This is a genomic window from Sphingobium yanoikuyae (assembly GCF_013001025.1).
GTDB classification, from domain to species: Bacteria; Pseudomonadota; Alphaproteobacteria; order Sphingomonadales; family Sphingomonadaceae; genus Sphingobium; species Sphingobium yanoikuyae_A.
Window position 1 is genome coordinate 321,463 of record NZ_CP053022.1, and the last position, 13,721, is coordinate 335,183.

At 62.6% G+C, this 13,721-nt stretch carries 11 protein-coding genes; 9 read left to right on the forward strand and 2 right to left on the reverse strand.

Features of this window, described 5'->3' with window-relative positions:
• Nucleotides 1–24: 24 nt before the first annotated feature.
• From HH800_RS26810 to HH800_RS26845, 8 genes are all read left to right on the forward strand, one after another.
• Nucleotides 25–453, forward strand: coding sequence for a DUF2231 domain-containing protein (locus tag HH800_RS26810; protein WP_037521870.1), 429 nt, complete (start codon nucleotides 25–27; stop codon nucleotides 451–453).
• Entirely contained in the window at nucleotides 450–1,745 is a 1,296-nt protein-coding gene (locus HH800_RS26815; protein ID WP_169863492.1) for a PQQ-dependent sugar dehydrogenase, read from the forward strand. The genes HH800_RS26810 and HH800_RS26815 overlap by 4 nt, the downstream gene beginning before the upstream one ends.
• Before the next feature lie 28 nt (nucleotides 1,746–1,773).
• The gene (locus tag HH800_RS26820; RefSeq protein WP_017503822.1) at nucleotides 1,774–2,001 is read left to right on the forward strand and encodes a hypothetical protein; all 228 of its coding nucleotides are present in this window, start codon (nucleotides 1,774–1,776) and stop codon (nucleotides 1,999–2,001) included.
• Between the two features lie 267 nt (nucleotides 2,002–2,268).
• Entirely contained in the window at nucleotides 2,269–4,512 is a 2,244-nt protein-coding gene (locus HH800_RS26825) for an acyl-CoA dehydrogenase (protein WP_169863493.1), read from the forward strand.
• Nucleotides 4,509–5,795, forward strand: a complete 1,287-nt coding sequence (locus HH800_RS26830; RefSeq protein WP_169863494.1) for an acetyl-CoA C-acetyltransferase — start codon at nucleotides 4,509–4,511, stop codon at nucleotides 5,793–5,795. The genes HH800_RS26825 and HH800_RS26830 overlap by 4 nt, the downstream gene beginning before the upstream one ends.
• A gap of 11 nt (nucleotides 5,796–5,806) precedes the next feature.
• On the forward strand, nucleotides 5,807–7,897 hold the full coding sequence (locus tag HH800_RS26835) for a 3-hydroxyacyl-CoA dehydrogenase NAD-binding domain-containing protein (protein WP_169863504.1): 2,091 nt from the start codon (nucleotides 5,807–5,809) through the stop codon (nucleotides 7,895–7,897).
• A complete protein-coding gene (locus HH800_RS26840; protein ID WP_026109690.1) occupies nucleotides 7,894–9,738 on the forward strand; it encodes an acetyl-CoA hydrolase/transferase C-terminal domain-containing protein in 1,845 nt (614 codons plus the stop codon). Before HH800_RS26835 ends, HH800_RS26840 begins: the two co-directional genes overlap by 4 nt.
• Nucleotides 9,739–9,787: 49 nt before the next feature.
• On the forward strand, nucleotides 9,788–10,636 hold the full coding sequence (locus HH800_RS26845; protein ID WP_017503511.1) for a formate/nitrite transporter family protein: 849 nt from the start codon (nucleotides 9,788–9,790) through the stop codon (nucleotides 10,634–10,636).
• Nucleotides 10,637–10,645: 9 nt separating this feature from the next.
• On the opposite strand, the gene HH800_RS26850 is transcribed toward HH800_RS26845, so the two are convergent.
• Entirely contained in the window at nucleotides 10,646–11,365 is a 720-nt protein-coding gene (locus HH800_RS26850; RefSeq protein ID WP_080727379.1) for a glutathione S-transferase, read from the reverse strand.
• 267 nt (nucleotides 11,366–11,632) lie between these two features.
• On the opposite strand from HH800_RS26850, the gene HH800_RS26855 reads away from it, so the two are divergent.
• Entirely contained in the window at nucleotides 11,633–11,842 is a 210-nt protein-coding gene (locus HH800_RS26855) for a hypothetical protein (protein ID WP_037523133.1), read from the forward strand.
• 76 nt (nucleotides 11,843–11,918) lie between these two features.
• Here the strand turns inward: HH800_RS26855 and HH800_RS26860 are convergent, their stop codons facing one another.
• Entirely contained in the window at nucleotides 11,919–13,679 is a 1,761-nt protein-coding gene (locus tag HH800_RS26860) for a sensor domain-containing diguanylate cyclase (RefSeq protein WP_051887096.1), read from the reverse strand.
• Nucleotides 13,680–13,721 lie beyond the last annotated feature (42 nt).

A 13,721-nucleotide genomic window follows, 5' to 3' on the forward strand; every position in this document is an offset into this window, starting at 1 on the left:
CATTCTTCGACAAGGAGACATGTTTTGCCCAGCGCCCCGCCGCGCACCCGGCCCTTGCTCCATCCGCTTCACGGCCTGCTGCTCGCTTGGCCGGTCGCCCTTTTTCCCGCTGCCCTGCTGTCGGACATCACCTATCTCAACAGCGCGGAAATCCAGTGGAGCAATTTTTCGGCCTGGCTGATCACCGGCGCGCTGATCGGCGGCGGCCTGGTGATACTATGGACCTTGATCGCGCTAACGCGTGCCGAAGGGCCTGCACGCCGACAGCATGGTCTTTATCTGCTGCTGTTGGCGCTGATGTGGGTCTGCGGGCTCATCAACGCCTTCCAGCATAGCCGCGACGGCTGGAGTTCGGTCGGAACGGCCGGTCTCATCCTCTCCCTCCTCAGCAGCCTGGCTGCCCTTGCCGCGGGCTGGACGGCCTTCGCGGGTTATAGGGAGGTTCGGCCATGACCGTGCGTGCCTTCATCCTGAGCGCCGGTCTCCTGGCGCTTGCCGCCTGCGGGCGCAGCCAGCCTGGCCTTGACCAGACCGGCGACCGGCCGGACCTGCCCGATCAGCGCCAGACATTGCTGCCGCCGATGAAAATCGCGACGCCCGCAGGCTGGGGCAATGAAAAGCCGACGGCACCGGCCGGCTTTACCGTGACGGCCTTTGCCACGGGGCTTGCCATCCCGCGCCAGATGCTGGTGCTGCCCAATGGCGACATTCTGGTGGCGGAAGGGTCGGGCGGTTCGGCCCCTGCCCTGCGGCCCAAGGATGTCATCGCGACCCAGATCAAGGCCATGGGGAAGACATCGGTAAAGGGTGGCAATCGCATCACCCTGCTGCGCGATGCCGATGGCGATGGCCGCGCCGAATTGCGCAGTGCACTCATCACCGGATTGAATGCGCCCTATGGCCTCGCCCTGGTCGAGGGCCAGCTCTATGTCGCGACACAGGACGCGCTGCTGCGCTCTCCCTATCGCGAGGGCGAAACGCGCATCACCACGCCGGGCGTCGAGGTGACCAGATTGCCCTCGCGCATCAATCATCACTGGACCAAATCGCTGGCAGCCGGTCCGGACGGATCGAAACTCTATGTCGGTATCGGCTCCAACAGCAATGTCGGCGAACGCGGCATGGCGGTGGAGGAAGATCGCGCCGTCATCTGGGAGGTTGATCGCCAGTCCGGCATGCATCGCACCTATGCCTCGGGCATCCGCAATCCGACAGCCCTTGCCGTTGAACCGCAGACGCGCCGGCTCTGGGCCGTGGTGAACGAACGCGATGAGCTCGGACCGCAACTGGTGCCCGATTATATGACTGCGGTTCGCCCCGGGGCCTTTTATGGCTGGCCCTACAGCTATTGGGGACAGAATGTCGATCCGCGGGTGCGTCCACAGCAGCCCGATATGGTGCGACGCGCGATCCGGCCCGATTATGCCCTGGGATCCCATGTCGCGGCACTCGGCATCAGCTTTGCAACCGGCGCCGGTCTTGGCCCCGCCTATGCGCAGGGCGCCTTCGTCGGGCAGCATGGCAGCTGGAACAGGCAGGATCTGGCCGGCTACAAGGTGGTCTTCATCCCCTTCGCCAATGGTCGCCCCGCCGGCAAACCCCAGGACTTCCTGACCGGGTTCATCAAGGATGGACATGCGCGCGGACGTCCGGTGGGCGTAAGCTATGATCCGGTCCATGGCGCGCTGCTGGTCGCCGATGACCTGTCCAACAGCGTCTGGAGGATAGCCCCAACCCGTCGCTGACATGAGGCAAAGAGCAAGGAGAGAGAAAATGGAGAAACGACAGGAAGACGGCGAAACGGTAACCCATCTCTCGAAAGTCGAGGCGCGCAGCGGATCGCGAACGACCGTGACCCGGTCGATATTGGTCACAAGCCTTGCGCTGGTCATCGCGGTTCTGCTCATCGTGGTTGCGATCGGCTATTTCAGGGCCGACCAGACCGGCGCAGACGAGGTCAATAGCGACAACAGTTCGCAAACAATGTCGGCGCCAAATTGACATAACCGCCATGACACCCGCCAGCAAATCCATCGCGATGGACGCACTGGCAAGGTGGATTGGCGACAAACTGCCCTGATCATTGCGGGCGGCCATCAATCGGGCAACGGCCCGTCCTTTCCATGGAGCGCTTCATCGCGCATGCCGCCGCACCCGCTGTTGGTTCGAAGGACATTTTGCGGCCGATTTTCAGGCGAGGCTTCCTGTCGCGACGGATCATGTGCGGGGTCTTCCGCGTTCATGGGGCAAGCAAAAAAGGATAGAGAGATGCTTGCCAACGCCCGCCGTGAAATCCTCACCCGCCCGATCTTCTCCCTCGTCGAGGCAGCCCTGCCCGCCCTTTCCGCTACGGAGAGCGAAGCGATCGAGGCGGGCAACAGCTGGTGGGACGCGGCCCTCTTTACCGGCAATCCGGATTGGGATCAGCTTCTTGCCGTGCCGCCCGCCAGGCTGACCGCCGCAGAACAGGCATTCATGGATGGCCCTGTCGAACAGCTGTGCGGCATGATCGACGACTGGCGCATGACCTGGGAAACGCACGACCTGTCGCAGGAAGCCTGGGACTATCTCAAGCAGGAAAAATTCTTCGGCATCATCATTCCCGAGGAATATGGCGGCCTTGGCTTCTCCAATTTCGCCCATAGCGAGATTGTCCGCAAGATCGCCACCCGATCCGTATCTGCGGCGGTCACTGCGATGGTCCCCAACAGCCTGGGCCCGGGCGAACTCATCCTGCGTTTTGGAACCGAGGAACAGCAGCGCTACTGGTTGCCGCGGCTGGCGGACGGACGCGAAATTCCCGCTTTCGGCCTGACCAGTCCCGAAGCCGGCTCCGATGCGGCGGCGATGATCGACGAAGGCGTCATTTGCAAGGGGCAGTGGGACGGCGAGGAGGTGGTGGGCATCCGCCTCAACTGGCGCAAGCGCTATATCACCCTGGGTCCGGTCGCGACCTTGCTCGGCCTCGCCTTCAAGCTGCGCGATCCCGACCATCTGCTGGGCGGGCAGGAGGAGATCGGCATCACGGTCGCGCTGGTCCCCACCGACCTGCCCGGCGTGTCGATCGGGCGCAGGCACATCCCCTCGATGCAGAGTTTCCAGAACGGCCCCAATGAGGGTCATGATGTGTTCATCCCGCTCGACAACATCATCGGCGGCCCTGATCGCGTCGGTCAGGGTTGGAAAATGCTGATGAGCGCGCTGGCGGCCGGCCGGGGCATTTCCCTGCCTTCCCTGTCTGCCGCCGCCGGCGCCTTTGCGGCCCATACGACCGGCGCCTATGCGCGGGTGCGCTCACAGTTCAACCTGCCGATCGGCAAGTTCGAGGGGATACAGGAGCGTCTGGCGCGGATCGCGGCCAATGCCTATCTGCTCGATGGCGCGCGCCGCCTTACCTGCGCGGGGCTCGATCAGGGGAACCATCCCGCCGTCATTTCCTCGATCCTCAAGCTCCACGCGACCGAACGCATGCGGACCGTCATCAACGACGCGATGGACGTGCATGGCGGCAAGGGCGTGATCGACGGGCCCAATAATTATCTGGGTAACCAGTATCGCGCGATCCCGGTCGGGATCACGGTCGAGGGCGCCAATATCCTCACCCGCAGCCTGATGGTATTCGGCCAGGGCGCGATCCGCTCCCACCCCTATCTTCTCAAGGAAATCCGCGCGGTCGCCGATGCCAATCGCGGGCGGGCGCTGGCGCAGTTCGATGATGTGCTGTGGAAGCATGTCGGCCACGCGCTCAAGACCGCGATCCGCGCCTTCGCGCGCAACTGGACCGGTGGCCTGTTTGCGCCAGCGCCCAAGGCCGGGCGCGCGACCCGCTATTATCGCCAGATGAGCCGCTATGCCGCGGCCTTTGCCTTCATATCCGACATATCCTTCCTGACCCTGGGCGGCGAGCTCAAGCGGCGCGAACTCCTGTCCGCCCGGCTGGGCGACATACTGTCGGAACTCTATCTTCTTTCCGGCGCGCTCAAGCGCTGGGAGGATGAAGGGCGCCAGGATGATGACCTTCCCCTGCTCGCCTGGTGCATGGACAGCGGCTTTGCCACGATCGAGCAAAGATTCGTCGAGATCATCGAGAATTTTCCCGCGCGGCCCGTGGGCTGGATGTTGCGCCTGTTCATCCTCCCCTTTGGCCAGCGTCGTCATGGCCCGACGGACCGGACCATCCGTCAGTGCGCGCAGATCATCCTGGAACCTTGCCCAGCGCGCGAACGGCTGATCGACAATGTGTTCATCGGCGGCCCGGAAGAACCTGTCGCCCGCCTGACCGAAGCCTTTCGCCTGATGGTCGATACCCAGCCGATCCACGACCGGCTGCGCAAGGCGCGGATCAAGGATTGGGCCAAAGCGCGCGAGCGCGGCCTGCTGTCGAGCGCAGAGCTGGCGCAGCTTGAAGAGGCAGATCGCGCGGTCGCGGACGTCATCGCCGTCGATGATTTCGCGCCCGAGGATCTGCGGCGCAATTCTGCTGCATCGGACCTGGCGCAGGCCGCCGAATGAGCCGGCCGGTCTATATTGTCGATGGCGCCCGCACGCCCTTTCTCAAAGCGCGCGGCGGCCCCGGTCCGTTCACGCCTGTTGACCTGGCGGTGCAATGTGGGCGCCCGCTCCTGCTGAGGCAGAAATTTGCCCCCACCGATTTCGATCAGGTCATATTGGGGTGCGTCAACGTCATCGCCGATGAAGCCAATCCGGCGCGTGTCGCCGCGCTGCGTCTGGGCTGCGGGACGCAGACGACCGCCTTTACCGTTCAGATCAATTGCGGTTCAGGCATGCAGTCGATGGACACCGCCTACCGCTATATCGCCGATGGCGGCAGCGACCTCATCCTGGCCGGCGGTGCCGAAGCGCTCAGTCACGCGCCCCTCGTGTTTCGGCAGGATGCCGTCCAATGGTTCGCCGCGATGCAGGGCGACAAGAACAGCCCCCTGGCCTCGCTCAAAGCGGCCAGCGGATTTCGCCCCGACTTCCTCAAGCCCATCATCGGATTGGAACGCGGCCTCACTGATCCCATCACCGATCTTGGCATGGGTCAGACCGCGGAAATATTGGCGCACCTCTTTTCAATCTCGCGGGCGGACGCGGACGCCTATGCGGTCGAAAGCCACAAGCGTCTTGCCCGGGCGCAAGCGGAGGGATGGCTGGAGGGCGAACTTGTTCCCGCTTTTGCCAGGGATGGGACCGTATATTCCCAGGATGATGGCGTGCGGCCCGACAGCAGCACAGAGAAGCTCGCGACGCTGAAGCCCGTTTTCGAGCGCCCTTATGGAAAGGTCACTGCGGGCAATAGTTCGCAGATCAGCGACGGCGCCTGCTGGACCATCCTCGCCTCGCAAGAGGCCGTCGAGCGCCATGGCCTTATGCCCCGCGCGCGGATCATCGACAGCCAGTGGTCGGCGCTTGATCCCGCCATCATGGGCCTGGGCCCAGTGCTCGCCTCAACGGCACTCCTCAAACGCAATGGTCATGCATTGGCGGACATCGATCTGTGGGAATTGAATGAAGCCTTCGCTGCGCAGGTGCTGGCATGTCTTGCGGCATGGGAGGACGAGGACTTCTGTTGCACCATATTGGGCCTTGAGGGGGTAGCCGGGCGCATCGATCCCTCGCGCCTCAATGTCGATGGCGGCGCGATTTCCCTGGGGCACCCGGTGGGCACGAGTGGCACGCGGATCGCGCTGCATCTCGTTCAAGCGATGGAGCGGCTCGGGCTGAGGCGCGGCATCGCCACCGAATGTATTGGCGGCGGCCAGGGCGGCGCCATGTTGATCGAACGGCTGTGAAGGAGGCCATGATGAACGATCCTGTCTGGTCCTTTCTTGCCGATCGCGATCTGGAGACCGGTCCCGCGCCCCATCGCCCTGATGCCTTGCATCACTGGAGCTTCACGCGCGATGCCCAAGACATTGGCTGGGCTATCCTCGATCAGCAGGGAACGGATACCAATCTGCTGTCCCATGCCGTGCTTGAGGAGCTTGGCCATATACTCGGCATGATCGCCGACCGCGCGCCCAAGGCGCTGGTCATTCGATCAGGCAAGAAACAGGGTTTTCTTGCCGGCGCGGATATCAGCGAGTTTCGTGACATGCGCGACGAGGCGATGGTGCGGGACCGGATCGCCGCCGCACATGCGATCGTCGACCGGTTCGAAGCGCTGACCTTTCCGACCATTGCGGTCATCCACGGCTATGCGATGGGTGGCGGCCTTGAGGTCGCGCTGGCGTGCCATCAGCGCATTGCCATCGAAGGGACAAGGCTTGGCTTCCCCGAAATACAGCTTGGCCTGCATCCAGGCCTCGGCGGCACAGCGCGCTTTACCCATTTATGCGATCCGATAGCGGCGATGGAACTGATGCTGACCGGCAAGTCGATCGATGCTGGCCACGCGAAAGACATGGGGCTGGTCGATGCGGTAGTTCCTGAACGCCATGTCCACGCCGCCATCATGGCAGCGTTTGAAGGAAATATGGACCAGGGCCGTCAGGCATTGCTGGATCGCCTGAAGGACGCCGCGCCAGTCCGCCATCTGGCGGCGCGGCAGATGCGCAGCCAGGCTGAGGCCAAGGCACCCCTGGCCCATTATCCCGCGCCCCATGCGCTCATCGACCTTTGGGAAACTCATGGTGGCGACCGGGAGGCGATGAAACAGGCGGAGATCATCTCCTTCGCGCGTCTCATGATGAGCGACAGCGCGCAAAATCTCATCCGCGCCTTTTTCCTGCGCCAGAAGCTCAAGGCACTGGCTGGGCCGGGCAATAGGACGATCGCCCACGTTCATGTCATCGGTGCGGGCGCGATGGGCGGCGACATCGCGGCCTGGTGCGCCTGGCGCGGCCTGCGCACCAGCATCTCCGACGTGAAGCCCGGGCCGATTGGCGCGGCCCTTAACCGAGCTGCGAAGCTGTATGAAAATCTCGCTCACGGAGATCGGCTCAAGGTTCGCGATGCGCTGGATCGGTTGATTCCCGACCCGGATGGTGCGGGCATCGCCAAGGCCGACATTCTGATCGAGACAGCCCCGGAAAAGGTTGATCTCAAGCGGACCCTCTATGCGAGCGCCGAGCCACGTATGAAGGACGGCGCAATCCTGGCGACCAACACCTCCTCCATTCCGCTTGAGCAATTGCGCGAGGGGTTACGCCATCCCGAGCGGCTGATCGGCATCCATTTCTTCAATCCCGTGTCGCGGCTCGACCTGGTGGAGGTCATCAGCCATGACAGGGTCGATCCCGAAGTCGTGGCGGGCGCAAGAGCCTTTGTCGGCATCATCGGCAAGCTGCCGGCCCCGGCCCGCAGCGCCCCTGGCTTCATCGTCAACCGGACCCTTACCCCCTATCTGGTCGAGGCGATGACGATGATGGACGAGGGCATAGCCCCCGAGACGATCGACAAGGCGGCAATGGATTTCGGCATGCCCATGGGCCCGCTGGAACTTGCAGATCAGGTCGGCCTCGATATCGGCCTTACAGTTGCCGCCATGCTCAAGCGAGAACTGGACTGGCCGATGCCTGCCACGCCGCAATGGTTGGCAGACAAGGTCTCGGCGGGTCAGTTGGGCCGGAAAGCCGGGAAAGGCATATATGCCTGGAAGGACGGCCATGCGGTCAAGAACAGCGCCCCGCAGCCTCCGCCGGAGATGGCGGACCGGCTCATCATGCCGATGCTCAACATGGCCGCCGCGATCCTGCGCGAGAAAGTGACCGACGATCCAGATATCATCGACGCTGCCATGATCTTCGGCACCGGATTTGCGCCCTTCCGCGGCGGGCCGCTCCATTATGCCCGCGTACGCGGGATTGGCGAGGTCAAAGCCGTGCTGGAAGGGCTGCGCGATGCGCATGGCGAGCGGTTCCGGCCTGATCCGGGCTGGGACTTGCTGCAATGAGGGCTGGCGGGACCGGTCCTCTTGAACTTGGCTCGGCAGAGGAGGTCGCCGACCGCATCATCGCTCGCACTGACGGGCATATCGTCCTTGGCCTGCCATTGGGCCTGGGCAAGGCGCCTCATATCGTCAATGCCCTCTTCGCCCGTGCCAGCGCTGATCGCGCCATCAAGCTGCGTATCTTCACGGCGCTCACGCTCGAGCAGCCCTCGCTTGGCACGGACCTCGAGCGTCGTTTTCTCGAGCCCGTGTTCGAGCGGACAATGGGCGGATATCCGCGCTTCGCCTATGCGCAGGCGCAGCGAGCGGGCGAGATGCCGGCGAATATCGAGGTGAATGAATTTTTCTTCCAGGCCGGCAGCCGGCTCGGCAATGGGGAGGCACAGCGCCACTATATCGCGGCCAACTATACCCATGCGATGCGCTATCTGATCGACCAGGGCGTCAATGTCGTGGCGCAGATCGTGGCGCGACGGGGAAACAGCTATAGCCTGAGCTGCAATAGCGACATGACCCTCGACCTGCTTGCCGAGCGCGATCGGGGCCGGGCCGATTTTGCCTTGGTCGGACAGGTCAATGACGAGTTGCCCTTCATGCGCGGGCCGGCCGAAATCCCGTCCGATCGGTTCGCGATGATCCTCGACAGCGCGCAGACACGCTTTCCCCTCTTCGGGCCGCCACGCCAACCCGTAAGCCCTGCCCAGCACGCCATCGGAGCCCATGTGGCAGCGCTGATACCCGATGGAGGCTCGCTTCAGATCGGCATCGGCGCGATCGGCGACGCGATCGCCCACAGTCTGATCCTCCGGCAGGAACGGCCCGATTCCTATCGCGCAACGCTTGACCGGCTGGGCGCACCCAAGCCATGGGAAACCGGCCCGTTTGAGGAAGGCCTATATGCGCCGACGGAAATGCTGGTCGACTGTTTCCTCGATCTCATAAGGGCCGGCATCGTCAAGCGTGAAGTCGATGGCGCGATCGTACATGGCGGCTTCTTCGTTGGCCCGCGCAGCTTCTATGCCGCGTTGCGGGACATGGATGAGGATCTGCGCGATCGCATCCATATGCGCGAGATCAGCTATATCAATGCGCTGTTCGGCAACGAAGCGGCCAAGCGCAAGGCCCGGCACAAGGCCCGCTTCGTCAACAGCGCCATGATGATCACGCTGCTGGGCGCCACGATCTCGGACGGGCTTGAAGATGGCCAGGTCGTCAGCGGCGTGGGCGGGCAGTATAATTTCGTGGCGCAGGCGCTCGAACTCGACGGCGCGCGTTCGATCATCACGCTGCCTGCCACCCGGCGTCACAAGGGCGAGAGCCAGTCCAATATCGTCTGGAGCTATGGTCACGAAACGATCCCGCGCCATTTGCGCGATATGGTCGTGACCGAATATGGCGTGGCGGACCTGCGCGGCCAAAGCGATGAGCAGGTCATCCAGCGCCTGATCGCCATCGCCGACAGCCGCTTTCAAGGCGAACTTGTGGAAAAGGCCCGGTCCGCGGGCAAGATTGCGCCCGACTGGGACATTCCCGAAGCGTACAGGGATAATCTGCCCGAGCGGATCAGCGCGGCCATGCCCAAGGAGGCATTTCCGTCCTTCCCGTTCGGCACGGACTTTACGCAGATCGAGCAGCGGCTCCTGCCGGCGATGCAATATCTGGCAGACCATGCGACCAGGCCCGCCCAACTGGCCGCCCTGCTTGCCCGCGGCCTGCGCAGTGGTCAGCCCGACGAAGCGGAATTGGCCGCACTCGAACGCATGGGGCTGGATGCGCCCCATGGCGTCAGGGAGCATATCTATCGCGCGCTCATCCTGGGAGCCTTGCGCAGTGCCGGACAGTAAGGACAGGAAAGAGGCGACCGGGCCAGGCGTCGTTTCGACAGACAGGGGAATGGAGCAGATGAAGGACGGCAAGGATAGCCCGCACCCCGATCTTGACGCAGAAGAGGCCGCCCATGTCGAGGAGCGTAGTACGGGTTCGGCAAAGGTCGTCCATGAGGTCGTGCGGCTCCAGGGCGAGGAGGAGCTGGATCGCCCGATCCTTGCGCTCATGCTTTCCGGCCTGGCCGCCGGCCTCGCGATCACCCTGTCGCTCATGTCCGAACTGTTCCTGCGGGCAAGGCTGCCCGACACGGATTGGGCGCCCCTCATCTACCTGCTGGGCTATCCGGTCGGATATCTGATCGTGATCATGGGGCGGCTTCAGCTCTTTACCGAAAGCACGGTCACTGCGGTTCTGCCGGTCGCGACCCGTCCGAGCCTTAGCAATCTGGGCCGGCTCGCGCGCCTGTGGGCCTGCGTGCTGGCTGGGAATCTTGTCGGCGTGACGCTCGTAAGCGCGCTGATGGCCGGTGAGATCATCATCACGCATGAACAGCGCATCGTGGCGCTCGATATTCTCGCCAAGCTCGAATGGCAGGACTGGTCGAAAACCCTGATGCTGGGCATTCCGGCTGGCTTCATCATGGCCGCGATTGCGTGGGCCTTGCCCAATGCCAAGGGCAGCGAATTCTGGGTAATCTTCCTCCTGACCTATGTCATCGGTCTTGGCGGCTTTTCGCATGTCGTCACCGGTTCTTCCCAGATCAGCTTCCTCTGGTTGAGCGGCGAGGTCAGTTTCCAGCAGGCCTGGTTCGGCTTCTCTCTGCCTACACTCATCGGCAACATCATCGGTGGTAGCGGCCTGTTCGCGGTCCTGGCCCATGGGCAGATGCGAAGCGACCTTACCGAAGGGGGATAGCGTTCGGTTTCAACCCTCGCCGGCAGGCAGAACTGCGCGAAGGGACTTCTCGATTTCCCCGCCGCAATAGGCGTGGCCATAGCGCTTCACGCTTCTTGCCTCGAGCCTCGCCAGGGCAGGATGAGCGCGCAGACGCTGGACCAGACCCATCGTTGCCGGCGCATGTTGGGCGAGCATGGCAGCGATCGCGCCGAAGCGGCTGGCCATGGTGCCCCATAATGTCACGGTCACGATATCGGCCAGATCCGGTTTTGCGGTGCCGAGCATGAAACCGTCTCCAGCTTCAAGGCCGTTGCTTGTGCCCACAGCCTCCCAGATGCGCATCCATTTCACCAGCCGAGGAATAAAGCTGGCCCATCGATCCTCCGTCCACATCTGCCGGCCGCCATCCAGCGTCAGTTCGTCAATGATATCATTCGCGTCATTGACGAGCTTGACCGTCAAGGCGCGTTCGCGGGTACCGCCATGCACAAGGGCAAGACGTTCTGCCAGATAGACCATGATTGCTGGCATCTGCGACAGGGCTAATCCGGTTTCATTATCAATCAGGAGGGGTGGCCCCATGAAGGGCACCGGCTGATCCTCCGGAGCCATTTTCATCAGGGCGGCGATCTCACCCTCATCATGTTCGTTCCAGCTCTTGCCCGCGAAGGCAAGCGCGGCCCTGATGAACTGTCCGCGGAATGGCAATGGCCAATAATAGAGCTCGAAATCCTTCACCACCTTCATCCCTCCTTTACGTCGGCACCTTTGCCAGAAGGCTTTCCTGAACATATTGGTTGCCATGGAAATCTAGCGGGCAACCGTCGGGCTATAGCGGTGCGCAGGAACACAATGGCGGAGTTCGCGTTGTCCGACGCCAGCTGCCCTCAGCAGTTTGCAGCGGCAGTTTCGGGGCCGACGCAGGCGATGAGACCGAAGCTTCGATGGGGGCATAGCCTCGAAAAAGGTCTTTTCCGGCAATGATGGTGCAGGTGCGCAGGGAGCTTGGGACGCATGTCGAATGAAATAGGTTCGGTTCGCCAATGGGATGAGGGTGACCTGATGGAAGCCTTCCGTCTTATTCAAAGCGAGCGCCATACCGGTGACGACCAGATAATTTTTGCAGAAATGCGGCGCCGTGCCGGTGGCGGCGCACGTGAGCAGCGCGATGCTTCTAACCGGCCTCGACTGTGGAACTTTGAGCCGGACAAGCCTCTGTTCTGAGATATGGTTGCCAGCCCGGCGCGCGGCAAAGGCGAGGCGTTGCCGGGCCGGAGCACCTCAATCCGCTGCAACCATGTCAGGCGAAAAGGGGTCTGTCATTTCGGCGAGCGCCCGCCCACTCACTCAGGCGGATTGCGATCTGATCGCGCCCCCCGCGCTTGGCGTCGTAAAGCGCTTCGTCTGCCAGCCGGTAAAGCGTGCCAAAGTCAACGCGGGATGCCGAGGCCGTCACGCCGATACTCACCGTCACCATGCGATTACCGATGATGTCGCCGTGGCTCAGATTGGCCAAAGTTCGCCGCAGGGTTTTTGCAAATTGCTCGATGTTCCCAATTTCAGCTCCTGTGATCATCATCGCAAATTCCTCCCCACCCAGGCGGCACACGGCGCAGGAGGAATTTTCATGCCGTGCGATGCAGCGGCCAATAGCTGCCAGAACGTGATCGCCAGCCTCATGACCATAGACATCGTTGATCGACTTGAACCAATCGACGTCGATCAGGAGCAGGGCAACCAGCGCGCCTGACGCAGGCAAGCCTTCAAGCATCCCGCCGGCTCTTTCCGTGAAACCCCGTCGGTTTGGCAGCCCTGTCAAAACGTCACGGCGGGCAAGCTCATGGGCCTTAGCCTCTGCGAGCCGGGCGAAGTCTCGTTCCATCCGCAACCGGGCATGAGCACGCGAAGCGGCAGCTGAGAGCCACAATGTTTGCCAGGCCGCTGCGAACAGGACCAGAATTTGCGACCCACCGCCCCAGAACATGGCGTCCGCGTCGAAAAAGTTGGTCGACGCAAGAACGGTCATTGGCAGTGCCCAGGCCCCACCGAGGCTCTGCGCCGCGCTGCTTCCCCGTCGCCATGCCTGGCCAATACAGGATGCGACCGCCGTCAGATTGGCCAGGACCAAGAATCCTAGCAGATTGCCGAGCATGTCGAACGGCCCCGAACGCATCAGCGAAAGCGGTATGCCCAATGCGCACACGCTTGCGGTGAGGCCCAGGGCTGTGCGCCTCAACCCCGCGTCGAGAAGCTGTTTTTCAAGCGCAGTGACGGCGCTCAAAGTGGCGAGCGTGATGGCGAGACAGGAGAGACCAGTGCAGATTTGCGCCGATACCGCGCCAGCCATGGAGGGAAAGAAGAACAGATGAAGTTGCGACCAGCACGCCCCCCATATGACCATGCAGAATGCCCATGCAGCCTGCCAGCCGGCATGTTGCTGACGGACGGCAAGACCCAGTGAGGCGTTATAAATCGCGCCCACAATCAGCAGAACGAGCGCAGCACCGGTCAAGGTAGCCAAGCCAGTTGTCTGGGTGGCTTCTTCACCACGCTCGACAAGCCTAATCCGCAGGAGATGCGCGCTCGCCACTTTGTCAAATCTCAAGGTGAAGGCTACGACAGGAACGTCGCGATAGGGCGCGCGGAACGCGAGTTGGCCGCCAGCTCTCCAATAGGTCCCGAAATTGCCGCTCCGGACATGTTGCTGCTCGACGGCACCGTCACGATAGATGAAGCGCACGACAAGTCGATCAAATCGAGAGCTGTGGATGATCAGCGACAGATCCTCATGATCGCGCGAGCCTTGGGGCAAGGTGGCATGGAGCCACAATGTGCCCTTCTGATAGCCGTTAGGATCACCATTACAGGCAAAATGGGATGGGCGCATGTCGTTAGGGGCGATCGATCGGTTCACTGCGTGACATAGGGGATCGCCAATGCCTAGCAATTCAGCGCGCGCAGGCGGTGCCCAGCCCAAGAGTAGCAGTGCGATCGAGAGCATGGGGCAGGCAATCGCCAGAACTTGTCGGGATAAACCCGTGGTCAGAATGCGCCCGTTCATCGCGCGCGCCTAGGCTCAGGACCTATTAAATCGCTTGCGGTG